This is a genomic window from Vibrio sp. ED002, from assembly GCF_023277445.1.
Taxonomy (GTDB): Bacteria; Pseudomonadota; Gammaproteobacteria; order Enterobacterales; family Vibrionaceae; genus Vibrio; species Vibrio jasicida.
Genome location: NZ_CP080238.1, coordinates 63,110 through 87,775 on the forward strand (window position 1 = coordinate 63,110; position 24,666 = coordinate 87,775).

18 protein-coding genes and 4 tRNA genes are annotated in these 24,666 nt (G+C 44.9%); 13 read left to right on the top strand and 9 right to left on the bottom strand.

What is annotated here, in order from left to right; all coding sequences use genetic code 11:
- Window positions 1-94: 94 nt before the first annotated feature.
- Window positions 95-415 (bottom strand): HI1450 family dsDNA-mimic protein, encoded by a 321-nt coding sequence (locus ITG12_RS00265; protein ID WP_005431208.1) that lies wholly within the window; start codon window positions 413-415, stop codon window positions 95-97.
- 2 nt (window positions 416-417) lie between these two features.
- Window positions 418-984, bottom strand: a complete 567-nt coding sequence (gene yeiP / locus ITG12_RS00270) for an elongation factor P-like protein YeiP (protein WP_005431209.1) — start codon at window positions 982-984, stop codon at window positions 418-420.
- A 187-nt stretch (window positions 985-1,171) separates the two neighbouring features.
- Between yeiP and ITG12_RS00275 the strand changes: the two genes are divergently transcribed.
- A complete protein-coding gene (locus ITG12_RS00275) occupies window positions 1,172-1,939 on the top strand; it encodes a nucleotidyltransferase (protein ID WP_038880500.1) in 768 nt (255 codons plus the stop codon).
- A gap of 26 nt (window positions 1,940-1,965) precedes the next feature.
- Here the strand turns inward: ITG12_RS00275 and ITG12_RS00280 are convergent, their stop codons facing one another.
- Window positions 1,966-4,329 (bottom strand): DNA polymerase II, encoded by a 2,364-nt coding sequence (locus ITG12_RS00280; RefSeq protein ID WP_248873319.1) that lies wholly within the window; start codon window positions 4,327-4,329, stop codon window positions 1,966-1,968.
- A gap of 429 nt (window positions 4,330-4,758) precedes the next feature.
- Here ITG12_RS00280 and uvrY point away from each other — a divergent pair, with 429 nt between their 5' ends.
- The 10 genes from uvrY to nspC all read left to right on the top strand — a co-directional run bounded on the left by uvrY (window position 4,759) and on the right by nspC (window position 15,053).
- On the top strand, window positions 4,759-5,403 hold the full coding sequence (gene uvrY, locus ITG12_RS00285) for a UvrY/SirA/GacA family response regulator transcription factor (RefSeq protein WP_005434947.1): 645 nt from the start codon (window positions 4,759-4,761) through the stop codon (window positions 5,401-5,403).
- 1 nt (window position 5,404) lies between these two features.
- Window positions 5,405-7,237 carry an excinuclease ABC subunit UvrC gene (gene uvrC / locus ITG12_RS00290; RefSeq protein WP_096030925.1) on the top strand — a complete coding sequence of 611 codons (1,833 nt, stop codon included), beginning with the start codon at window positions 5,405-5,407 and terminating at the stop codon, window positions 7,235-7,237.
- 46 nt (window positions 7,238-7,283) lie between these two features.
- Window positions 7,284-7,841 carry a CDP-diacylglycerol--glycerol-3-phosphate 3-phosphatidyltransferase gene (gene pgsA, locus ITG12_RS00295; protein ID WP_005530466.1) on the top strand — a complete coding sequence of 186 codons (558 nt, stop codon included), beginning with the start codon at window positions 7,284-7,286 and terminating at the stop codon, window positions 7,839-7,841.
- 399 nt (window positions 7,842-8,240) lie between these two features.
- Window positions 8,241-8,314 (top strand) — tRNA-Cys (locus ITG12_RS00300).
- Between the two features lie 21 nt (window positions 8,315-8,335).
- Window positions 8,336-8,411: transfer RNA gene (locus ITG12_RS00305), tRNA-Gly, on the top strand.
- Between the two features lie 80 nt (window positions 8,412-8,491).
- Window positions 8,492-8,578: transfer RNA gene (locus tag ITG12_RS00310), tRNA-Leu, on the top strand.
- Between the two features lie 11 nt (window positions 8,579-8,589).
- A tRNA-Gly gene (locus ITG12_RS00315) sits at window positions 8,590-8,665 on the top strand.
- Window positions 8,666-9,418: 753 nt separating this feature from the next.
- Window positions 9,419-12,310: a pyridoxal phosphate-dependent class III aminotransferase gene (locus tag ITG12_RS00320; RefSeq protein ID WP_248873321.1), complete on the top strand. Its 2,892-nt coding sequence runs from the start codon at window positions 9,419-9,421 to the stop codon at window positions 12,308-12,310.
- A gap of 18 nt (window positions 12,311-12,328) precedes the next feature.
- A complete protein-coding gene (locus ITG12_RS00325) occupies window positions 12,329-13,582 on the top strand; it encodes a carboxynorspermidine synthase (protein ID WP_009706907.1) in 1,254 nt (417 codons plus the stop codon).
- A gap of 337 nt (window positions 13,583-13,919) precedes the next feature.
- The gene (gene nspC, locus ITG12_RS00330; protein ID WP_248873323.1) at window positions 13,920-15,053 is read left to right on the top strand and encodes a carboxynorspermidine decarboxylase; all 1,134 of its coding nucleotides are present in this window, start codon (window positions 13,920-13,922) and stop codon (window positions 15,051-15,053) included.
- A 78-nt stretch (window positions 15,054-15,131) separates the two neighbouring features.
- Here the strand turns inward: nspC and ITG12_RS00335 are convergent, their stop codons facing one another.
- Both ITG12_RS00335 and ITG12_RS00340 read right to left on the bottom strand, forming a co-directional pair.
- Entirely contained in the window at window positions 15,132-15,644 is a 513-nt protein-coding gene (locus ITG12_RS00335) for an ACT domain-containing protein (protein ID WP_038871841.1), read from the bottom strand.
- 240 nt (window positions 15,645-15,884) lie between these two features.
- Window positions 15,885-16,787 carry a DUF3943 domain-containing protein gene (locus ITG12_RS00340; protein WP_038871838.1) on the bottom strand — a complete coding sequence of 301 codons (903 nt, stop codon included), beginning with the start codon at window positions 16,785-16,787 and terminating at the stop codon, window positions 15,885-15,887.
- Window positions 16,788-16,986: 199 nt separating this feature from the next.
- On the opposite strand from ITG12_RS00340, the gene ITG12_RS00345 reads away from it, so the two are divergent.
- Window positions 16,987-18,219, top strand: a complete 1,233-nt coding sequence (locus tag ITG12_RS00345) for a CinA family nicotinamide mononucleotide deamidase-related protein (RefSeq protein ID WP_039977600.1) — start codon at window positions 16,987-16,989, stop codon at window positions 18,217-18,219.
- A gap of 122 nt (window positions 18,220-18,341) precedes the next feature.
- A protein-coding gene (locus tag ITG12_RS00350) for an IS3 family transposase (RefSeq protein ID WP_248873087.1) occupies window positions 18,342-19,545 on the top strand; the annotation gives its coding sequence in 2 pieces (ribosomal slippage) (window positions 18,342-18,724 and window positions 18,723-19,545; 1,206 coding nt in all).
- Between the two features lie 46 nt (window positions 19,546-19,591).
- On the opposite strand, the gene yfaE is transcribed toward ITG12_RS00350, so the two are convergent.
- The 4 genes from yfaE to ubiG all read right to left on the bottom strand — a co-directional run bounded on the left by yfaE (window position 19,592) and on the right by ubiG (window position 24,572).
- The gene (gene yfaE / locus ITG12_RS00355; protein WP_038871832.1) at window positions 19,592-19,870 is read right to left on the bottom strand and encodes a class I ribonucleotide reductase maintenance protein YfaE; all 279 of its coding nucleotides are present in this window, start codon (window positions 19,868-19,870) and stop codon (window positions 19,592-19,594) included.
- Window positions 19,870-21,003, bottom strand: a complete 1,134-nt coding sequence (gene nrdB, locus ITG12_RS00360; RefSeq protein ID WP_038871828.1) for a class Ia ribonucleoside-diphosphate reductase subunit beta — start codon at window positions 21,001-21,003, stop codon at window positions 19,870-19,872. The genes yfaE and nrdB overlap by 1 nt, the downstream gene beginning before the upstream one ends.
- A gap of 80 nt (window positions 21,004-21,083) precedes the next feature.
- The gene (gene nrdA / locus ITG12_RS00365) at window positions 21,084-23,366 is read right to left on the bottom strand and encodes a class 1a ribonucleoside-diphosphate reductase subunit alpha (protein ID WP_038871826.1); all 2,283 of its coding nucleotides are present in this window, start codon (window positions 23,364-23,366) and stop codon (window positions 21,084-21,086) included.
- A 498-nt stretch (window positions 23,367-23,864) separates the two neighbouring features.
- Complete coding sequence (ubiG, locus tag ITG12_RS00370; protein ID WP_248873325.1) at window positions 23,865-24,572, bottom strand: bifunctional 2-polyprenyl-6-hydroxyphenol methylase/3-demethylubiquinol 3-O-methyltransferase UbiG; 708 nt, start codon at window positions 24,570-24,572, stop codon at window positions 23,865-23,867.
- Between the last annotated feature and the right edge of the window lie 94 nt (window positions 24,573-24,666).

The following is a 24,666-nucleotide window of genomic DNA, read 5'->3' on the forward strand; positions in this document are numbered from 1 at the left end:
TCTTTCGTGTTTGCCAATCACACGTAACTTTAACTTACTGACATAAAAAAACACCAGCGAGAGGCTGGTGTTTTTGATCATGATGAGGAAATCGTTAATCACGTTTCCAAAGCATATGGCAGAACTTATGTTCTGGGTCTCGACTGATTAGCATACGAGCAAACACGTCATCAAGTACGTCATTTTCCTCGTTTACTAAGCCGATTCGAACTTCTGCATACACTTCTTTGTCGATGTCGAAGCCAACATGTTCAACCCAGTCATCACCGGTTTCAACAAGTTCTGCGGCACCACGATCTTCAAATTGCGCGGTAAACAGAATGACATCAGCTGGCTCTAGGTTATCTGGAGCCATTTCAAGGAAGATGTCGTACGCAGCGTCGATAACGTCGTCGTAAGAAATCAAATCAGACATGCTTATGCTCGGCTCATGTATTTACGTTCAGTCGTGTTGATGATCACGCGGTCACCAGTCGCGATGTACTCAGGAACTTGAATTACAAGGCCTGAAGCAAAGCGTGCTGGTTTAGTACGTGCAGATGCAGATGCACCTTTAATTGAAGGGTCAGTTTCTTCAATCACTAGCTCAACAGAAGAAGGAAGCTCGATACCAACAGCAGAGCCGTTGATTAGAATAAGGTGGATACCTTGAGTGTCTTCGTTGATGAACAGAAGCTCATCTTCAACTTCGTTGTGTTTGAATGTGTATTGTGAGTAGTCTTCGTTATCCATGAAGATGTGCTCATCGCCATCAGCGTATGAGTACACAACTGCACGTTTGTTCATTTCTACCGTTTCAACCACATCATCAGATTTGTAACGCTCATCTACACGAGCGCCAGTGTTTAGATCTGTACAACGCATTTTGTAGATCTTAGCGCCGCCACGACCACCAGGAGTCGTAACTTCGATGTCTTTAACTAGAAGAGTTTTACCATTAGACTCGATTGCGAAGCCTTTTTTGATTTCACTTGCCTTTGGCATTGTATTTTCCTATTTACACTTATTAAGCAAAACTTGGTGATTATAGCGCTAACTTGTTTGTCTGGCACCAAAATTAATCGTTGTTGTTTAATCCTAATGAAACGGCTGAATGGGCTTGATTCAAAACCATAGCTAGTGGATCATATTGACCATCGTTCGCTAAAAACTCGAGATCGCGTTTCAATCAATGTCTCTCTCTGTTATCAATCCAAAACAACCTTTCCAACCAGAATTTGAACCTCTTATTCGAGAGGTGCTAGCGTGCCTAAAAGGCGGCCTCGGTGCTAACCTGCATAGTGTTTACGTGTATGGCAGTGTTGCGCGAAAAAGTGCCATTGCAGGTAAATCAAATCTTGATCTGGTGGTGGTAACGAAGTCCAGTTTTGAAAACAATCGAGCAACAATACTCAACACCATCAAATGGCGAGCGCAGCAGGGACACCCACAAGTTCAAGGTGTTTCTATTCGTACCGCGCTGGTGAGTGAGGTAGCAAACCTAGACAGTATTTTTACTTGGGGGTTTATGCTCAAGCATTGTTGCGTTTGTGTGTATGGTGAGAGCTTAGGCGATTGTTTTGGCGATTATGTTCCAAGTTGGGAAATTGCTAAACACTGGAATATGGATGTGGAAGATTGGATCTCAGTCTATCGAAGTAAGATTAGTCAAGCCAGCAGCGTAAAAGAGCAGGTAGCGGCACAAATCGTGATTGCGAAGAAATTACTGCGGGCGTCTTATTCGTTGGTGATGTATCGAGATAAACGTTGGTTTGATGATCCTGTTGAATGCGGTGAGGTATTTTTGAAGTATCACCCTGAAAAGCAATTGGAGATCGAACGTTTGGGTATCTTGCTGGCTGGTCGAGCAATTCCCAAACGCTCTGTACTTGGTTTGATGGATGGCTTTGGAAGTTGGCTTGTAAAGCAGTATCAAAAGACCGAGTTCCGAATAGGTTAAGCCACGCCATCTATGCGCAGTATCTTCTAAAATAATCCCATTTGAGGCGCTGACAGTTGCTCAAAGTCAGTGCCGATAAACGGCAGAATAGCATCGGCGACCGGCTTTAGTTGTTTATCAATGTAATGTTGGTAATCGATAGGACTGTTTAGGTATTCGTGTGGCTCTGGTCCATTTACGGTAATCAGGTATTCGATTCGACCACGGTTTTGATACTGCAACGGTCTCCCAAGTTTAGTATTGATGTCATCTGCTAAGCGTGCGGCTCGTACCTGTGGTGGAATGTTCTTTTGGTATTCGTGCAGCTTTCGACGTAGGCGTTTCTGATACACCAATTGATCATCGAATTCGCCGCTGTTGGTTTTCTCGACCATTTCTCGCACGTAGTCACTTGGATCTTCACCGTGAAAAACCATTTGATACAAGGTGTTCTGGAACTTCTGTGCCAGAGGCGTCCAGTCAGTCCGAGCGCTTTCTAATCCTTTGAAGATAATGCGCTCTTGTTCGCCTTCGCCAATCAGCCCGGCGTAACGTTTCTTAGAGCCTGTCTCTGCCCCACGAATTGTCGGCATTAAGAACTTGCGGTAATGGGTCTCGTATTCAATTTCGAGAATAGACGTTAAGTTGTATTCACTCCGTAAGTGTTCCGTCCACCAGTGGTTGATGTAGTCGACCAGCGTATTCCCAACCTCATCCGCCTCTTCTTGGCTATAAGCGCCATTTAAAGATACGAAGGTGGAATCGGTATCGCCATAAATCACTTGATAGCCTTTGTCTTCAATCAGCACCTTGGTTTGCTTCATGATCTCGTGGCCACGCATGGTGATGCTTGAAGCAAGGCGGGTATCAAAGAAACGGCAGCCAGACGAACCTAGCACACCATAGAATGAGTTCATGATGATCTTAATTGCTTGCGAAAAGGCTTTCTCGTTATTCTTTTTGGCGACATCACGCGCGGCCCACAGCTTCTCAATCATCTCCGGTAGGAAGTGTTTCGAGCGATGGAACTGACCGCCACGGAATCCCGGGACGGCTTCATCATCTGCCTTGCCGATTTCAAGTTGTAAACCTTCGACTAAGCCCATTGGGTCAATCAAGAAAGAACGAATGATCGATGGATATAGGCTTTTAAAATCCAATACCAAGACTGAGTCATACAGATTCGGAATAGAATCCATCACATAACCGCCTGGGCTAGCGATCCAGTTCTCGGGGTGTAGGTTAGGTGCGACATAACCTGCACGGTGAATCTGTGGCAAATACAAGTTAGTAAACGCTGCCACTGAGCCCCCTACGCGATCCAGTTCCACTCCCGTTAAACGTGATCGTTCAATAGCGAAGTCGAGGAGGTGGGTATGGTCGAAAATCTTATTTACCAAAACGCAATCTTGCAGGTTATATTTTGCAAGAGAGGGCTTATCCAATCGGTACATGCGATTGATCTCGTCCATTCGGTCATGCACGTTATGAATTTCTTTACCTTCGCCAAGCAACTCTTGAGATACAGACTCAAGTGACCATGAACGGAAATGATATGTTGCTGTCTTTAAGGTATCGATACCATCGAGAACCACACGGCCGGGAATCGAGATAAACCCTTGCTGGCTTTGCGCTGAACTCCGGAAAAAGCTGGCTTGATCCGCTCGACCAATCATTAGCTTCATACTGTGCCATTCTGCTCGTTTGTGTAAGAGGCGGAAGTCGAAGTCAATGACGTTCCAGCCAACAATGACATCCGGGTCGAACTGCTTAAACCAATCAATCATAGCTTCAAGTAATGCTCTCTCGTCTTTCACCCATTGGATTTTTGTTTCTGCGGGCTCCGGTTCACCAATCATGATTACGCGAGAATCTACAGGGCTGTCTAAACCGATTGAATAAAGAATGCCTTTCTCTGAACATTCCAAATCAAGGGAAACAACGTGCAGATTTGGTTCATATTCGCCACTACGGCATTTCGCATTTTGGACACGTTGGAAGCCATTAAGGAACTGTCGGTTGCCCGTAAACTCAATACTACCTTTGATAAAACGTTCCATAAGGTAGCGATCAGCTAAGCGCACATCCCCTTCATAATGAATGATGTCATTTTGTGTCAGAGCATCTTGCAAAGCGAAAGCGTCTTTGGTGTTGTGGGTGTAGCAAGCCGCGAGAGCTGAGTGTTGGAAGTTTTTGAGTTGGAGTGGTTTTACTGACACCTCGATCTGTTTTGAAGCAGCCAGCATATTGACTTGTTCAAGGTGCGCTTGTTCAACAAAGAACACCGGTTTTTCCCCATGAATCAGCAATTGAGTTGGTCCGTACTCTGTCGAAAGCCAAAGTTCAATTTGCGTTTGGCCTTTGATGTCTCGTGCTTGACGAGTGAGTAGGAAGCCTTGTTGGATATTCAAAAGAGAGAAACCTTATAATTCTTTGAGTTCACTATTCTAACATTAAGAACTGTAAAAATAACCAGTAAAACCCTGAGTCGGTATGGGGGAAGAAGAACCCATGTTTTCGCTTGTTAGGCCATGTTTGCTCGCTTATGGAATAACCATTTAGGGTTGATATTGCGCACTGCTAAACAATATGAAACCTAGTTGCTTGATTTATGGGAATTTCTGTTGTTAATTAGCTTGTCTTAAATTTCGGCTTTGCAGGTCTTTCACTCAAATAATAGAGTGGTTTATGAATAAGTTCTTGCCAAATTTTGCGTTTGAGCACATATTCATAGAAAGCAATTTTTTGCCTAATGCGTTATTATATAGGCACTCATACTGATATCCACATTTAACCAAGTTATGTGGGTGCAGAGCCAATAAAAGTGTGGAGATACAAGTTTGATAAATGTTTTCCTTGTAGATGATCACGAGCTGGTTCGCACAGGGATACGACGTATTATTGAAGACGTCCGTGGAATGAACGTAGCAGGAGAAGCTGACAGCGGTGAAGAAGCAGTAAAATGGTGTCGCAGTAATCATGCCGACGTTGTTTTAATGGATATGAACATGCCAGGAATTGGCGGCTTGGAAGCCACGAAAAAAATTCTTCGCGTGAATCCAGATGTAAAAATCATCGTACTAACCGTTCATACGGAGAATCCGTTCCCTACTAAGGTGATGCAGGCAGGGGCTTCTGGTTATTTGACCAAAGGCGCAGGCCCTGATGAAATGGTTAATGCAATTCGTGTTGTTAATAGTGGGCAGCGTTATATCTCCCCAGAGATCGCGCAACAAATGGCGTTGAGTCAATTCTCACCAGCCTCTGAGAACCCATTTAAAGACCTTTCAGAACGCGAATTACAGATCATGATGATGATCACCAAAGGTCAGAAAGTTACGGATATTTCTGAACAATTGAATTTAAGTCCAAAAACAGTCAACAGCTACCGCTACCGTCTGTTTAGCAAACTGGACATTAACGGTGACGTTGAGTTAACACACTTAGCGATTCGCCATGGAATGCTGGACACCGAGACCCTTTAGTGTGAATCCTCCCTTCGATTCGGCTTCCTTTCTCAAGACAGTAACTCATCAGCCCGGCGTTTACAGAATGTACAACGCCGAGGCTGTTGTTATTTACGTAGGCAAAGCCAAAGATCTTCAAAAGCGTCTTTCCAGTTACTTTCGTAAAAAAGTAGACAGTGAAAAGACCCGCGCCCTCGTTAGCAATATCGCCAAGATTGATGTCACAGTAACTCATACAGAGACGGAAGCGCTCATTCTTGAGCATAACTACATCAAGCAGTATTTACCCAAGTACAATGTCCTACTACGTGACGATAAATCCTATCCTTACATTTTTATTAGTGGACATAAACATCCTCGATTATCTATGCATCGTGGTGCTAAAAAACGTAAAGGTGAGTACTTTGGTCCATATCCTGATTCTGGTGCAGTGCGCGAGACGTTGCATTTATTGCAAAAAATCTTACCCGTTCGACAGTGTGAAGATACGGTTTACTCTAACCGAACTCGACCGTGCTTGATGTATCAAATTGGTCGCTGTGCAGGACCTTGTGTCAGCACCATTATTTCCGACGAAGAATATGCTGAACTGGTGGGTTTGGTCCGGTTGTTCTTGCAAGGCAAAGATAAGCAAGTGCTAGAGCAACTCATCGAAAAGATGGAGTTGGCCAGTCAGCAGCTTCGCTTTGAAGACGCGGCTAAGTTCCGAGACCAAATTCAAGCTATTCGCCGTGTTCAGGAGCAGCAATATGTTTCTGAAGACAGCATGGACGATATGGATGTACTCGGTTTTGCACAAGAAAACGGCATCGCTTGTATCCATATCCTGATGATCCGTCAGGGTAAGGTGCTAGGCAGTCGCAGTCATTTCCCTAAGATTCCGCACAATACCAGTCAACAAGAAGTCTTCGATAGCTTTCTTACTCAGTACTATTTGAGTCATAACGAGGCGCGCACCATCCCTTCTCGCATTATTTTGAACCAAGAGCTAGGTGAGGATGTGTTGTCTATACAGCAAGCGTTAAGTGACGTAGCAGGGCGTAAGGTGCAATTTCATACTTCACCGACAGGCTCTCGTGCTCGTTACCTCAAACTGTCCAACACCAACGCATTGACGGCGATTACGACTAAGATTAACCATAAGATGACCATTAACCAACGCTTCAAAGCGCTGCGTGAGGTGTTGGGAATGGAGTCGATAAGTCGTATGGAATGTTTCGATATCTCGCACACGATGGGCGAAAGTACGATTGCGTCGTGTGTGGTATTTAATGGTGAAGGCCCGGTAAAACAAGAATATCGCCGTTACAACATCACGGGCATTACCGGTGGTGATGACTATGCTGCGATGGGGCAGGCGCTAGAGCGTCGTTATTCAAAGCAGTTGGACGTAGAAAAGATCCCAGACATCATCTTTATCGATGGTGGTAAAGGTCAGCTAAATAGAGCTCATGAGATCATTTCGCAATATTGGGGAGACTGGCCAAAGCGTCCAACGATGATCGGTATCGCAAAAGGGGTAACCCGTAAGCCGGGGCTTGAAACCTTAATTACCGTAGATGGTGAGGAGTTTAACTTGCCAAGTGATGCGCCAGCACTGCACCTCATTCAACATATTCGCGATGAAAGCCATAATCATGCTATTGCAGGCCATAGAGCCAAACGCGGAAAAACCAGACGTACCAGTGCGTTAGAAGGGATTGAAGGCGTTGGCCCCAAACGTCGTCAAGCTTTGCTGAAATACATGGGCGGTTTACAAGAACTCAAGCGGGCAAGTGTCGAAGAAATAGCCAAAGTGCCAGGAATTAGTCACTCTTTGGCAGAAATTATTTTCCAAGCATTGAAACAATAAGGAAAATCCCGCAACATTAACACGCAATGTGTAAGAGAATAATAAAATGCGTTTGAATATCCCGAACATTCTGTCTCTACTTAGACTGTTCCTAATCCCAGTTTTCGTGGTTGTTTTCTATCTACCTTACTCTTGGGCTCCTTTTGCTGCGGCAATGGTTTTCTGGGTTGCGGGTTTTACCGATTGGTTAGATGGCATGTTAGCCCGTAAGTTAGGCCAAACCTCTCGATTCGGTGCTTTCATTGACCCAGTAGCAGACAAGGTACTGGTGGCGACAGCGCTGATTTTGATTACTGAGCATTACCACTCGATTTGGGTAACGATTCCAGCCGTCACAATGATTGCTCGTGAAATCATCATCTCTGCATTGCGTGAATGGATGGCAGAAATCGGTAAACGTGCGAGTGTTGCGGTTTCTTGGGTCGGCAAAGTCAAAACCGTATCTCAGATGTTCGCCCTTTGGGTTCTGATCTGGCGTTACGACGACTGGATGGTATGGCTTGGCTTTGGAGCGCTTTACGTTGCCACGTTCTTAACATACTGGTCTATGGTTCAATACCTAGCTGCGGCGAAAGATGATTTACTTAATGAAGAACATCACTAAGTAATCGAAACAGATGAATTTAGAAAGCAGGCTATTAGCCTGCTTTTTTATTACTTGAGGGAAAGCTGCCTTAAATAATAACTGTGATCTAAGTCAGGTTTTTACTCGCTGGGCCGTGGTCGGATACTCAAGTACGAATTTCTCTACTGTTGGGGGCTAGCGGAATACATGATAACGGGAAGGAAAGTAGCCCAAAATTCATGATAAACAAGTGTATTTGGGAGATTCTCAGTATTAAAACTAATCAATTTACCGTCTTTCGCACAAAATCTGGTCAAACGATTTAAAAAAATAAAAATAGTGTTGACTCGATCGCTCGAATCCGTAGAATGCATCCCGTACCCAAGAGAGCATTGCTCGAAAGGGTGGTGAAAGAAGTTGACCTTCCTTCACAAATGAGGCGCCTTGGCAGAGTGGCTATGCAGCGGATTGCAAATCCGTGGACCTCGGTTCGACTCCGGGAGGCGCCTCCATTATTCTCTTTGAGAATGAATGCGACACTAGCTCAGTTGGTAGAGCGCAACCTTGCCAAGGTTGAGGTCACGAGTTCGAACCTCGTGTGTCGCTCCAAATAAAAATGATATGGCGTTAAGCGGTATCAGACGATGGTGTTTTACTTTTCTGTAAAGGCATCACAAAGAAATTTGTGTGCCCTGGTGGTGGAATTGGTAGACACAAGGGATTTAAAATCCCTCGACGTTCGCGTTGTGCCGGTTCAAGTCCGGCCCGGGGCACCATCTCAAAATCTGCGACACTAGCTCAGTTGGTAGAGCGCAACCTTGCCAAGGTTGAGGTCACGAGTTCGAACCTCGTGTGTCGCTCCAGATTCGAAAGCCCAGCATTTATGCTGGGCTTTTTCGTATCTGTCATTCCGCATGGCTGTTTTCATCAAGGCTTCATTTTTAGTGGTGGGCTTTGAATATGCCTCTCACGCTTTTTCTTTTCAGATCTTCTGAGCCGTTTCTTCCGTTCCTCGAATCGCTGTTATCGATAGTCTGTTTCCTCTAAAGCACGAACCTTTGCGGTGCAAAACTGCAGCGATACGGTTTGATATGATTAAAAATGAGTGGAGTAAACGTTTGCTGTTGTTTGTGATCTCAATCAATATGCAACCTGTGAAAACATATTGCCAGAAGATTTTATTTTGTGATAAATTCGCGCGCAATCTCGGAGCGTAACTTTTACGACATTTGATTCTCTGGGGGATACGCGTAGTGACCATTCAAGCTGATTGTGACACTACGTAGGGTAGGTATCGGCAAAGCCATTTGTCGATAGACGGGATACTAATGCTGTAAACGCAGCATGTTTATGGGAAACCCAACATTGAAACCTTTTAACAACCACACACTAATCAGCTTCATACTGCCGAAATGTCCTGTTTTACAAAACGGATGCATTACGGAACCTTGATTACTTCCCAATATTTATAAAAGTCGCGCTTGTCGTGACGGGTTATCTGTATTTGTCATTTAAGTAATGGCGAATGCGGAGGTGTATCTGTATCTCCTGTTATTTAATACTAACGATAATAAATACAGGAAAGAGAATCATTATAATTCAAGGGATTATGTAGTATGAGCACTGCCTTTGAAGTCGATAATACTATCGCAAACTTTTTTTCTTCCCAGGTTCCTGTAGTTGAAGGAACGTATGATTTAACGCCAGATCAAATTCTTATTGATCAGGCGGAGCATGAATCTGAGGTTCGATCTTATCCACGTCGTCTGCCAATCGCGATAAAACAAGCCTATGGTTGTTTGGTTGAAGACACTCGTGGTCAAATCTTCTTAGACTGTCTTGCGGGGGCGGGCACTTTGGCTCTGGGTTATAACCACCCAGAAATCAACCAAGCGCTAAAAGAACAATTGGATTCTGGTTTGCCGTACCAGACTCTGGATATCGCAACATCTGCGAAAACGCATTTCATTAAGTCTGTTAAAGGCTTCCTACCTCAAGAGTTGAGCGACAACTGTGTGATTCAGTTTTGTGGCCCTTCTGGTGCAGATGCTGTTGAAGCCGCGATCAAACTGGCGAAGCAAACCACAGGTCGTAATACCATGTTTGCTTTTCGCGGTGCCTACCACGGCATGACGAACGGCACTATGGGCATGATGGGTAACTTGGGCACTAAGGCTCGTCGTACCGGTTTGATGTCAGACGTACACTTTATGCCCTTCCCATACAGCTTACGCTGTCCGTTTGGTCTAGGCGGTGACGAGGGTACGAAAGCGAGTATTCGTTACATCGAGCGTCTACTGAACGACGACGAAGCAGGCATCATGAAACCTGCTGCAATCATTGCAGAACCGGTACAAGGTGAGGGCGGTGTTATTCCTGCTCCTGCGTTCTGGCTACGTGAACTACGCCGTATTTGTGATGAGCATGGTATCTTGTTGATCTTCGATGAAATTCAATGTGGTGTTGGCAAGTCGGGCTACAACTTCGCGTTTGAAGAAGCGGGTATTGTTCCTGATATTTTATGTTTGTCTAAAGCGATCGGTGGTGGCTTGCCAATGTCACTATTGGTGATCAACAAACAACACGATACATGGAAGCCAGGTGAGCACACTGGTACTTTCCGTGGCAACCAGTTAGCAATGGTGTCAGGTGCGAAAGCTCTAGAAATCATCCAGCGCGACAACCTTGTAGAGCATGCAAACGTTGCAGGCCAGTACCTACGCTTTGGTCTTGAGAGCATTCAAAAACGCGTTAACTGTATTGCAGATGTTCGCGGTAAAGGCTTAATGCTGGGTGTAGAAATTAAGAGTCCAAACGGCGAACTAAATAAGTTCGGCGAGCCTTTGTCGGATGGCCAACTTACTCTAGATATTCAACGCGCGGCACTTGAACGTGGCTTGATGGTAGAAAAGGGCGGCCGTGACGGCTCTGTGATTCGTTTCCTTCCACCACTTATCATCTCTTTCGAGCAAATCGACTTTGCCCTCCGAGTATTGGAAGACGCCATTATCGCGGCGGGTGGTAGCCACGTTGAAACAGACCCACAAGAAGAGTGGAAGAAGCACTTCATTCAAACCGGTGAGCTTGGTGGTACTGAGTTTGCGTCTGTGATGAATCACATGACTGCGGCAATGAAGTCAGTGTTTGAGCAGGTGAATTCACCATACTCGGGAATGGAGCCAAAATTGCTGGAAGCGGCGATTAACGCGGTCGACCTAGACAACAAAAACGCATCGCTAAAATCAGTGATTGATGAATCAGCAGAGCTTGTTGCGAAGAATGCGATTTTCACTCAGCACCCTGATTGTATTGCTCACTTGCATACGCCTCCTCTCATGCCTGCGGTAGCGGCAGAAGCCATGATTGCAGCGTTGAACCAATCAATGGATTCATGGGATCAAGCATCGTCTGCGACTTACGTTGAGCAGAAGGTAATTAACTGGCTGTGTGACAAATTCGAGCTTGGTGATAAGGCGGATGGCATCTTCACTAGCGGCGGTACACAAAGTAACCAGATGGGCCTGATGCTGGCGCGTGACTGGGTTGCAGACAAGCTTAGTAACCACTCAATCCAAAAGCTGGGTCTTCCTGATTACGCAGACAAACTGCGCATTGTGTGTTCTAAGAAATCACACTTCACGGTTCAAAAGTCAGCATCTTGGATGGGGCTAGGTGAGAAAGCCGTGATGACCGTCGATGCGAACGCTGACGGCACAATGGACATTACTCAGTTAGATCATGTTCTAACGCAGGCAAAAGCAGAAGGTTTGATTCCATTCGCTATTGTTGGCACAGCAGGTACGACTGATCACGGTGCAATTGACGATTTAGATTTCATTGCTGATATGGCAGCGAAACACGAAATGTGGATGCACGTGGATGGCGCTTACGGTGGTGCATTGATTCTTAGCAGCTACAAATCACGCCTGAAAGGTGTAGAGCGTGCACACTCAATCAGTGTCGACTTCCACAAACTGTTCTACCAAACAATCAGTTGTGGCGCGTTGCTGGTGAACGACAAATCGAACTTTAAGTTCTTACTTCATCATGCTGACTACCTAAACCGTGAACATGATGAGCTACCAAACTTGGTCGACAAATCCATCGCAACCACGAAGCGTTTTGATGCATTGAAAGTCTTTATGACGATGCAAAACGTCGGTCCTAAGACGCTTGGCGATATGTACGACCACTTATTGGTACAAACGCAGCAAGTTGCTGACATGATTCGCAACCACGAGCAGTTCGAACTTCTCGCTGAACCAGCACTTTCTACAGTTCTATTCCGTGCAACAAACGTTCCCGTAACAAACGTGTGTGCTGACCTAGATGAACTGAACAAAGCATTGCGTCTTGAAGCGTTGGCTCGCGGCATCGCAGTTCTTGGTGAAACCATCGTTGATGGTAAGACCGCTCTTAAATTTACGATTTTGAATCCTTGTCTAACGACAGCGGACTTTGAATCTTTGCTCTTGAAAATCAACACGCTAGCAGTTGAGCTAGTTTAATAAAGGTAACGGAAAACTATGGCAGTTCTACAGATTGGTGCAGGCGGCGTTGGCTGGGTTGTTGCACATAAAGCAGCACAAAACAACGACGTTCTGGGTGATATCACAATCGCATCACGTACTATCGGTAAGTGTGAGAAGATCATCGAATCGATTCAGAAGAAAAACAACCTGAAAGATTCAGCTAAGAAACTAGACGCGCGTGCAGTGAATGCTGACGACGTAGATTCTCTGGTTGCTCTTATTGAAGAAGTAAAACCGGATCTAGTGATTAACGCGGGTCCTCCGTGGGTTAACATGCCAATCATGGAAGCGTGTTACCGAGCAAAAGTTTCATACTTAGATACATCAGTAGCAGTAGACCTATGTTCTGAAGGCCAACAAGTACCAGAAGCTTACGATTGGCAGTGGGGCTACCGTGAGAAGTTCGAAGAAGCGGGTATCACAGGTATCCTAGGTGCGGGTTTCGATCCAGGCGTAGTATCAGTATTTGCGGCGTACGCAGTGAAGCATCTGTTTGATGAAATTGACACTATCGACGTAATGGACGTGAACGCAGGCGACCACGGTAAGAAGTTTGCGACGAACTTTGACCCAGAAACGAACATGCTTGAGATCCAAGGTGATTCGTTTTACTGGGAAAACGGCGAGTGGAAACAAGTACCTTGTCACTCTCGTATGCTAGAGTTCGACTTCCCGAACTGTGGTTCACACAAAGTGTACTCAATGGCGCACGATGAAGTTCGCTCAATGAAAGAGTTCATCCCTGCTAAACGCATTGAATTCTGGATGGGTTTCGGTGACCGTTACCTAAACTACTTCAATGTAATGCGTGATATCGGCCTATTGAGCCCAGATCCGCTAACGCTACACGATGGTACAGTCGTACAACCTTTACACGTATTAAAAGCGATGTTGCCAGATCCAACGTCTTTAGCGCCAGGCTACACTGGCCTAACGTGTATCGGTACTTGGGTTCAAGGTAAGAAAGACGGTAAAGAGCGCAGCGTGTTTATCTACAACAACGCAGACCACGAAGTGGCTTACGAAGATGTAGAGCATCAAGCGATCTCTTACACAACGGGCGTGCCAGCAATTACAGCTGCGTTGCAATTCTTCCGCGGCGAATGGGCAGATAAAGGTGTGTTCAACATGGAACAACTAAACCCAGACCCCTTCCTAGAAACGATGCCAACTATCGGCCTTGATTGGCATGTTCAGGAATTAGAAGCAGGCCAAGGTTTGCCGCTGATTCACGAACTGAACAAATAAGTTTAACGTCAAACTTATTTAGATAACTCGAGCAGTCATGGCATGAAGCCGTGGCTGCTTTTGTCGTATTTAAGGTTAACCCCTCCCAGCCTCCCCTTGAAAAGGGGAGGAGCAAAGACAGGCCGAGCTTAGTTTCAAATCTTCCACCTTTAAAAGGGGGGAAGCTGAGGCAAACCGAGTACGGTTTCCACTTTCCTTTGTAAGGAGAGGAACAGGGATTTACTGGGTGTAGCTTCAATCTTTCCACTTTTTTGGCAAGAGTAGAGGTGGCTTGGTTTAATCCTCCCCCTTTCTAAGAGGGAGTTAGAGGGGGTTAATCGTTGATAAATGGTTAGTTATGAGTAAAGAGCAACTGAAAACCCCGTACTTCATGATCAATGAAGACAAGTTGGTTGAGAACTTAGAGAAAGCAAAACAGCTGAAAGATATCTCAGGTGTGAAACTGGTGTTGGCACTGAAGTGCTTCTCAACATGGGGTGTGTTCGACATCATCAAGCCTTACTTAGACGGGACAACCAGCTCTGGCCCGTTTGAAGTAAAGCTTGGCTATGAAACTTTCGGCGGAGAGACACACGCATACAGCGTGGGTTACAGCGAAGATGATGTCCGTGAAGTAGCCGATATCTGTGACAAGATGATCTTCAACTCTCAGTCACAGTTGGCGGCATACCGTCATATTGTTGAAGGCAAAGCGTCGATTGGTTTGCGCTTAAACCCTGGTGTGAGCTACGCAGGTCAAGACTTAGCGAACCCTGCTCGTCAGTTCTCTCGTCTTGGCGCACAAGCAGACCATATCAAGCCTGAAATCTTCGATGGCATTGATGGCGTGATGTTCCACATGAACTGTGAGAACAAAGACGTCGATGCGTTTATTGGCTTGTTGGATGCCATCTCTGAACAGTTTGGTGAGCATTTAGATAAGCTTGATTGGGTAAGCATGGGCGGCGGCGTGTTCTTCACATGGCCGGACTATGACATTGAGAAGCTAGGCTTAGCACTAAAAGCTTTCTCGGAGAAGCACGGTGTACAAATGTATTTAGAGCCGGGCGAAGCCATTATTACCAAGACCACGGACCTTGTGGTTACCGTAGTGGACGTCGTAGAAAATGTGAAGAAGACGGCGATTGTGGATTCTGCAACGGAAGCGCATAGACTAGATACCTTGATTTACAATGAGCCAGCGTCGATTCTAGAAGCGTCTGAAAACGGCGAGCATGAATACGTTATTGGTTCATGTTCTTGTCTGGCTGGTGACCAGTTCTGTGTGGCGAACTTTGAGCAACCACTAGAGATTGGCCAGCGTCTGCACATTCTGGATAGCGCGGGTTACACCATGGTGAAGCTGAACTGGTTTAACGGTCTACGTATGCCGTCTGTGTACTGCGAGCGTTCAAGTGGCGAGATTCAAAAACTGAACGAGTTTGATTACTCAGATTTCAAACGCTCTCTGTCTCAATGGACAGTGAAGTAATTATTTCATTTGGTTGAACGTAAAAAGAGCAGCATAACGCCGCTCTTTTTTATTGGATGAAAGCGTTTGAATAGTGCTTTAACCTTCCACAATAACGCGTGTATCTTCACTTAATGCTTCAAGCTCATTTGCTACGTCATCAATGCCCAACTCACTTGGTAACTTAATCGCCATTTTTGCACTGAAGAGGCTTGAGCTAACGCCACCTCCACCAGCAATAAACACACGTTGGCAGTCCATATCGAGAATAGAGATGCCTTGTCCGTCTAGGACATGAGTGATTTCATTGACGATACCAGCTCGATCGTTCGCATCCAGACGTAATTGAAAAACCGTATCTTCTGAGTGAGCATGCGGCTCTGAATCCACAAATTTTACGACCAATGTTTGGCACGCTGAAAACGCTTCTTTAACAATGTCTGCGTTTTCTTCAGGAAGCTCAACCTTGATAACACCGGCGACCTGATCTTCAATAAAGTTCACTTTACTGATTAACCATTTGCCGTCGTTTTCGTGTGTAACAGCTGCAAGCTGTTTAATGGTCGCTGGTGATGCCTGACCGACAAAATTAACGATAAACACTGTGTTCATAATGTCCCCTCCCGGAATAAGGTTTGGGTGCGGCACGGTAGACGTATCGCTATAGTTATTTGGGCTTAAGGTTCAAGAACTTAAGTTAATAGAGTTTTTCCTTAAATTCAGTGTAGATGTTGGGGGAGGGTTAGGTTTGACAAAGGTCAATTTTTCACACTAATTCGTGATGTAAATAATGAAAACTATGCTTGGGGCACAAAAAAAGCAGCTCGTGAGCTGCTTCTTAAATGTTTGGTTTTAGAAGGTTACCTTCATTTCAAAACCGTAGAAGACGTTGTCGTAGCTTGCGCCTGCGTCCATCGCGAATTTCGCGGCATCTTGGTTGCCGAACCAAGGCGATGAACTGAATTGGAATTCTGCGCTACCACCCCAAGCGTCGGATACCCAATAGTGGATATGACCAACCGGGTTTAGGAAGAACAGAGACACATCCCCCATTGTTTCTGAACCCATCACCTCGCCACCACCTGCAATAATGTCTTGCTCGGCTGTTAGCATCATCTCACCAACCACGGCACCAAAAAATGGAGTAATAAACAAGTCTTGCCATGATGGGATTTCTGCAAATGCTTCTACGCCGTATTCCCAGAAGAACGTCGACATGGTCGCAGAATATAAAAACGATTCAAACTCGTTGTAGCCTGCGTGACGTGCAGCCGTATAGTAAACACCGCCAAAGTAAGGGTGCATAACGTAGTTTAGGAAGTGTTCATCACGATCCCAAACTGGACCGCTTGAAACGTTGTCTTTCCATTTACTACCAAGCTTACTCATGTCACGATCTTCATCGTCCCATTTCGTGATGCTTTCAGGTAACAGTGTCATCAAACCGACGGTTGCGACACTCAAGCCAAGAATGGTGTATGTCTGCCCCATTAAATAGTCCCAATCTTTATCTTTAGGGATGATGAGGTGTTTTGGTTGAAGACCAGCGTCAAGGTTTAAAGAGTCATCATTATCCAGACCCATAGCGAAACTACGATTTTGTGGCTCGAAGCTATACAGAGTGGTTGTTTCGCAGTAACCTGACAAGCAATCAGGCGTGTAAGAAAACTCAATATGATTAGTCATATCGTACTGGCTTGCGTTTGCTGAAGCAGATGCTGTCAGAACAAGACCACTTAGCGTTTTCTTGAACATGGATGATTTTGACACAGAGGTCTCCGAGTTGTTGGTTTGATGATCGGGCTCACAATTATCCCTTAAAAGAACAGCCATTTAAATACTTGACCTACATTTAATCTCAACAATTTGACTAAGAGATTAGTCTAATAAAAAGAAAACGATATAGGCACAATGTCGAAAAAAAGTGAATTTTGCCTATTTCCAGGAGTCAGTTGTGAAAATTGCGATGCTTAGTACCGGAGAAGAAGTGCTTCACGGTGATATTGTTGATACGAATGCAGCTTGGTTGTCGAGCTTGTTTTATCAACATGGATTTGGCTTAACCAAGCGCTCGACGGTCGGAGATAAACAGTCGAGCCTTATTGAAGAATTTCTCATGCTTAGCTTTAACAACGATGTTGTTATTGTTAATGGAGGTTTGGGCCCAACTACAGATGATATGAGCGCCGCGGCAGCGGCAAAAGCCGCCGAATGTAAGTTAGTACTGTTCAAAGATTGGTTAGAGAATCTGGAGTCGATGTACGCTCGTCGTGGTATCCCAATGCCAGACAGCAACCTCAAGCAAGCGATGTTGCCAGAGACGGCAGAAATCGTAGATAACCCAATCGGCACCGCTTGTGGTTTTAAGATGCTGATCAATGATGCGGTTTTCTATTTTACCCCTGGTGTGCCAAGTGAATTTAAGTTGATGGCAGAGGCGCAGATTCTGCCTGATTTAAAAAAACAGTTTCCTGAAATCGAAAGCTCGTCATGCAGTCGAATTTATACCTTTGGTCTCTCTGAATCTGGTATTTCTGACAAGCTCGATCAAATGAAATTGCCGCAAGGTTATGAGCTTGGCTACCGCTCTTATTTGCCTTTTATTGAAGTGAAGCTGTTTGGGCCATCTAATCAACTAGAGCAGCGTATGAAGCTCATGCAGCTCATTCACAAGCACCTTGAGAGCAACACGGTGAGCGTTGACACACCAATGGTTGAGCACGTCGGCCACTTGCTGGTGGAGAAAGGGTTAACCTTATCGGTTTCTGAGAAGAGCAGTGCCGGGCATTTAACTTATTGGCTCAATGGCGATGAGAACGTCGAAAAACAATTTGGACATGGATGGGTGCTCTCAGCGCAGAGCCAAACCATTACTGATGAAGGTGATCCGTTAGCGGCGACGTTTGCGCTGGCGGGGGCGACGCGTGAGAAGTGTGGTACTGATTTAGCGTTAGTCACAGGTAAGCTTGATGAGGGCGTTTTCTCTGTCGCACTTTCCACTTCAACGGGAGAGTGGGGCGCGTTGTATAAGTTATCGAGAAAATACCAACGTGACGACCAAGTGAAAGTCATCAGCGCGGCGGCACTAGATATGCTACGTCGTTATTTGGAACGCAAGCCAATGTCTGCACAATACGCTTTCTTAGAGAAAGTCAAAGAAATGCACATTCCAAGTAGTGCGCTTTAGGCTAATGGCAGACTGCCCAATTTACATAGCAAAAAGCCAAGACGATTGTCTTGGCTTTTTTGTATTTGTTGTACCGTCCTAAATAAGGTTGACACATTTCCAACATGAAATTGGAGAATGTCATGAAATCAACGAGTAAACGAACCCAACGAGATTATTCTCTTGCCTTTAAATTGACGGTTGTTGACCAAGTAGAAAAAGGTGAAATGACCTATAAACAAGCTCAAGAGCGATACGGGATACAAGGCCGATCTACTGTCTTAGTTTGGCTTCGTAAGCACGGTCAGCTAAATTGGTCTAAAGGAATAGAGAAACCAAACACAGTAGGTAATGGCATGCCTGATTCTCCTTCTACTCAAACTCCAGAACAACGGATAAAAGAACTCGAGCAACAACTTGAAGAAACTCAACTGAAAGCGGACTTCTTTGAGGCTGTCGTAAAAGTAATGGATAGGGATTTCGGTGTCCGAATCTCAAAGAAGCGCAAAGCCGAGTTATTAAGGAAAAACGGTCAAAAGGCTCACAGTAACTAAAGCTTGCCACTTCATCGGGATTACTCGGCAGGCGTTTTACAAACGCTACGCGCTCGAGCTTCAGCGAACTCAGAAAGAGCAATCTGTCATTGGGTTCGTCAAAGAGCAAAGGATTCAACATCCTCGATTAGGAACTCGAAAGCTCAAGTACTTACTCAGTCAGAATAACATTGATATAGGGCGAGACTGTCTGTTTTCGTTGCTAAAACAGCATCGACTGTTGGTCTTAAATCGTAGGGCTTATCATCGAACAACAAACAGCCATCACCGGTTCCACTGCCATCCAAACCGAATCAAAGAGGGCATGGTTCCAAATAAACCGGAGCAGTTATGGGTCGCTGATATCACTTACTTGGCAACACGAGCGGGAAATACTTATCTCAGCTTAATCACTGACGCCTACTCGAGGAAGATAGTTGGGTATCATCTAGATGATAATATGAAGACGCCAGCCGTTAAAAGTGCATTCCTGAAGGCTTTGAAAGAGCGGCTATATGAGGGCGAGCTTATTCATCACTCTGACCGAGGTATTCAATACTGTTCTGAGGAATATCAGTCACTACACAGAAAATATCACGTGACATGCTCTATGACTGATGGATACGACTGCTATCAAAATGCTCTAGCTGAAAGAGTAAATGGTATTTTAAAGATGGAGTACTTGCTGACTAAGCCGAACGACTTGAATGAAGCTAAGAAAATGGTTGCTGAGTCGGTGAAACTCTATAATGAACAGAGGCCACATACAGCTCTAAAATACAAAACGCCCGATGAAGTTCATCGAGCGTTTTAACTAAAAGTGTCAACCCATATCAGGACGGGTCATGTTAGAGCTAAGCTTATGCGCGTTTTTCTTTCATCGCATAGTTTACGCCACTAAGCGAAACACTGGATTTCGCTTTGCAAATACAAGGCAGAATCTCATCTGGCTGAGTGTAAGCCATTGCAAAACCTACATACTCTACCTCACCAGATTCTAACTTGCAGCGACAAGCACCACAGTGGCCGTCTCGGCAGTTATATTCTGGTAACAGTCCAGCTTGCTCCATCGTCTCCAAAATAGTATTGGATGGGTTGGACTCAATGCTGACGAGTTTGTTGATTTTGATGGTTGGCATTACAGCTCAAATCCTTCGAAGTCGTCTGCGCTTACTTCGTTGTCAATTTGACCAACAAGGTAAGAAGAAATCTCTGCTTCTTGTGGCGCTACTTGAACGTTATCCGATGACAACCAAGCGTTGATCCATGGGATAGGGTTCGTTGTTGCTTCTGGGTATGCCATTGGTAGACCTACCGCTTGCATACGGATGTTGGTGATGTACTCAACGTATTGGCTCAGGATATCTTTGTTCAGACCGATCATTGAACCGTCTTTAAATAGGTACTCTGCCCATTCTTTTTCTTGCTCAGCCGCTTCTTTGAAAAGATCAAAACAGTCTTGTTTTGCTTCTTCAGCGATTTGCATGAATGTGAAGTCATCTTGGCCGTTGCGTAGCAAGTTGATCATGTGTTGCGTGCCGTTCAGGTGAAGGGCTTCATCACGTGCGATCAGCTTGATGATTTTCGCGTTACCTTCCATCAGCTCACGCTCTGCGAAAGCGAATGAACAAGCAAAACTTACGTAGAAGCGGATGGCTTCTAGTGCGTTTACTGACATCAGACACACGTACAATTTCTTCTTCAAGTCGTACAGGCTAACTTTAACCGTTTCGCCATTTAGAACGTGCTCGCCTTCACCGTAGCGGTGGTAGTCATTTGTCGCTTGGATCAAATCATCATAGTAGTGTGCAATGTCTTTCGCGCGCTTTAGGATATGCTCATTTTCAACGATGTCATCGAATACAACACTTGGATCATTCACGATGTTACGGATGATGTGCGTGTATGAACGAGAGTGGATCGTTTCAGAGAAAGACCAAGTCTCAATCCATGTTTCTAGCTCTGGCAAAGAAACAAGCGGAAGTAGTGCTACGTTCGGGCTACGACCTTGGATTGAATCTAGAAGCGTTTGGTACTTCAAGTTTGAGATGAAGATGTGCTTCTCATGATCTGGTAGCTTGTTGTAATCGATGCGATCGCTTGACACGTCAACTTCTTCTGGACGCCAGAAGAACGACAATTGTTTTTCGATTAGCTTTTCGAAAATTTCGAATTTTTGTTGGTCGTAACGAGCAACGTTCACGGATTGACCAAGGAACATTGGTTCTTTTAGCTGGTCATTTTTGTTCTGGTTAAAAGTACTGTAAGCCATAATGCCTCAATTCCTTTTAGACCTCCCCAAGAGGGGAGGTGTTCGATAGTCTGTTTTTACGTATTGTTCAGTGGGGAAGATTAAATCTTACAACCGCCGCCTGCACAATCGTCATCTTGTGGTTGAACTGCGTCTTTCTGGTCGTCTTTCGCGCCATCACGAGTGTTATGGTAGTAAAGTGTCTTCACACCAAACTTATACGCAGTTAGCAGGTCTTGAAGAAGCTTCTTCATTGGAACCTTGCCAGTTTCGTAACCTGATGGGTCGTAGTTTGTGTTAGCTGAGATCGCTTGGTCAACGAATTTCTGCATGATACCCACAAGATGCAAGTAACCGTCGTTAGAACCGATGTTCCAAAGCAGCTCATAGTTGTCTTTCAGCTCAGTGAAATCAGGCACAACTTGCTTCAGGATACCGTCTTTCGATGCTTTTACTGATACATAACCACGTGGTGGCTCAATACCATTTGTTGCGTTTGAAATTTGAGAAGAAGTCTCTGATGGCATCAGCGCAGTCAGTGTTGAGTTACGTAGACCGTGTTCAACGATTTCTTTGCGTAGACTATCCCAGTCGTAATGGAGTTCTTCTTCACAGATAAGATCGATGTCTTTCTTGTAAGTGTCGATTGGCAATAAGCCTTTCGCGTAGTTCGTTTCGTGGAACGAAGGACACTTACCTTGTTCTTTCGCAAGTGCTACCGATGCTTTCAATAGGTAGTATTGAATCGCTTCGAATGTACGGTGCGTTAGACCGTTTGCGCTACCGTCAGAGTATTTAACACCGTTCTTCGCTAGGTAGTATGCGTAGTTGATAACACCAACGCCCAGCGTACGACGGTTCATTGTCGACTTGTATGCTGCTGGTAGTGGGTAATCTTGGTAATCAAGTAGTGCATCTAGTGCACGGACTACAAGTTCAGATAGCTCTTCGAAATCATCAAGAGATTTGATTGCACCAAGGTTGAACGCAGAAAGCGTACATAGTGCGATCTCGCCTGAGTCATCTTCAACGTTCTTCAGAGGCTTAGTTGGCAGTGCGATCTCTAAACATAGGTTTGATTGACGAACTGGCGCGACTTCTGAGTCGAACGGGCTGTGAGTGTTACAGTGGTCTACGTTCTGAATGTAGATACGACCCGTTGATGCACGCTCTTGCATTAGCAGAGTGAACATTTCAATCGCTTTAACGGTCTCTTTCTTGATTGAAGGATCGTTCTCGTATTTCACGTATAGACGTTCAAATTCTTCTTGGTTTTCGAAGAATGCGTCATATAGGCCTGGTACGTCAGATGGTGAGAACAGCGTGATGTTGCCACCCTCTACCAAGCGTTGGTACATCAGTTTGTTTAACTGAACACCGTAATCCATGTGACGAACTCGGTTCTCTTCAACACCACGGTTGTTCTTAAGAACCATCAGTGAACGAGCTTCACCGTGCCATAATGGGTAGAACACCGTCGCAGCACCACCACGAACACCACCTTGAGAACAACATTTCACTGCAGTTTGGAAGTATTTGTAGAATGGGATACAACCAGTGTGGAATGCTTCACCACCACGGATTTCAGAACCTAGCGCACGGATACGACCTGCGTTGATACCGATACCAGCACGTTGAGATACATAACGTACGATTGAGCTCGCCGTTGCGTTGATAGAATCAAGGCTATCACCACACTCGATCAGCACGCATGAGCTGAACTGACGAGTAGGAGTACGTACACCAGACATGATCGGTGTAGGTAGAGAAATCTTAAATGTCGATGTCGCATCGTAGAAACGCTTGATGTAATCAAGGCGTGTTTCTTTCGGGTAATTTGCGAACAGACAAGCTGAAACTAGGATGTATAGGAACTGAGCACTTTCGTAGATCTCGCCAGATACACGGTTCTGTACGAAGTACTTACCTTCTAGCTGTTTTACAGCAGCGTAAGAGAAGTCTAGATCGCGTTTGTGGTCTAGGTACGCATCAAGTTCGTCTAGTTCTTCTTTTGTGTAGTCTTCCAGAATGTGCTGATCGTACTTACCCATATCAATAAGACGAGCTACGTGATTGTATAGCGTTGGCGGCTCGTATTGGCCGTATGCTTTTTTACGTAGGTGGAATACCGCTAGGCGAGCAGCTAGGTATTGGTAGTCCGGTGTTTCTTCTGAAATCAGGTCTGCGGCAGACTTGATCATCGTCTCATGGATATCTGACGTGGTGATGCCGTCGTAAAACTGGATGTGAGCACGCAGTTCTACTTGAGATACTGAAACGTTGTTAAGACCTTCGGCAGCCCAAGTGATAACGCGATGGATTTTTTCCAGATCGATAGTTTCTTTACGGCCATCACGCTTGGTGACGGTAAGTTGTTGGTTCATTCTGCTTTATTTCCCTAAGAAAACTGATAAAAGCCGTGTTTTTGTTTGTTTATGTGCAAAACTTGTAAAATTTGCGGCGGCTTTGTGATCAAAGTCTATCTATATATTGTAGCTTAAACACAACATATAGGGGTTAATTTGTTTTCGAGTTACAAGATAGTGCTGTTACCCCAATTTTTCAAGGCACAGGTTTGGGATGACTTGTGGATAACTAACAAAATAAAAAAAATCAGTAAGTGAACACTAACCGATGAGAAAAGGGCGGACTTGAATGGGGAAAATTACGTTTTTCAGATCGGTTCATAAATAACCGCATGTAAAAATATTTTCCTTGATCTTTGATAGTTTTTGTCTGTTAAAAATAGATTGGTCAAAATGGAATCTAGAGCACTATTTTTATACAGAATATGACAAAAAAAGCGGTGCATTTATGCTACCGCTTTTCACTTAATTTCATATTTTAATGAAAGGATATCTCTTGGCGAGATGGTGACATTATCAATACTTCTGAGTGTGCACGATGTAGTTTACATCCACATTACGGCCTAGTTTGTAACTGTCGTTTAGCGGGTTGTAATGTAAGCCGGTGATGCCCATTTCTGTTAGGTCAGTTTGGTCTATCATCTTCATCATTTCTGCTGGCTTAATGAACTTTTCATGGTCGTGCGTGCCTTCAGGAACAATCTTTAATAGTTTTTCAGCACCCACAATCGCAAACAAGTAAGATTTGATGTTGCGGTTTAGTGTAGAGAAGAAGACATGGCCACCAGGTTTCACAAGTGCTGCACACGACTGGATAACCGAAAGCGGGTCTGGCACGTGCTCAAGCATTTCCATACAAGTGACGACATCGTAAGACCCCGCATTTTCTTCTGCATGGTCTTCAATCGTGCTTTGGATGTAAGTCAACTTGGTGCCTGTTTCAAGCGCATGAAGACGAGCAACTTCGAGAGGCTCTTTACCCATATCTAGCCCGGTAACGACGGCGCCTTCTTTTGCCATACTCTCGGCAAGGATGCCACCACCGCAGCCAACATCGAGCACTTTCTTCCCAAACAGGCCATCGGCTTTGTCTAGGACATAGTTCAAGCGAAGCGGGTTAATTTGGTGAAGAGGTTTGAACTCGCCCTCTAAATCCCACCAACGAGAAGCCATCTCTTCGAATTTCTTAATTTCACTAGGGTCGACGTTTTGTGCTTTAGTCATGATAGTTATATCGCTTCGCTAATAGTCCTTTGGAAGGCGAGATTATACTCCAATGGTACGATACGTTAAAACTGCTTCTTTTCTCACAATCGCT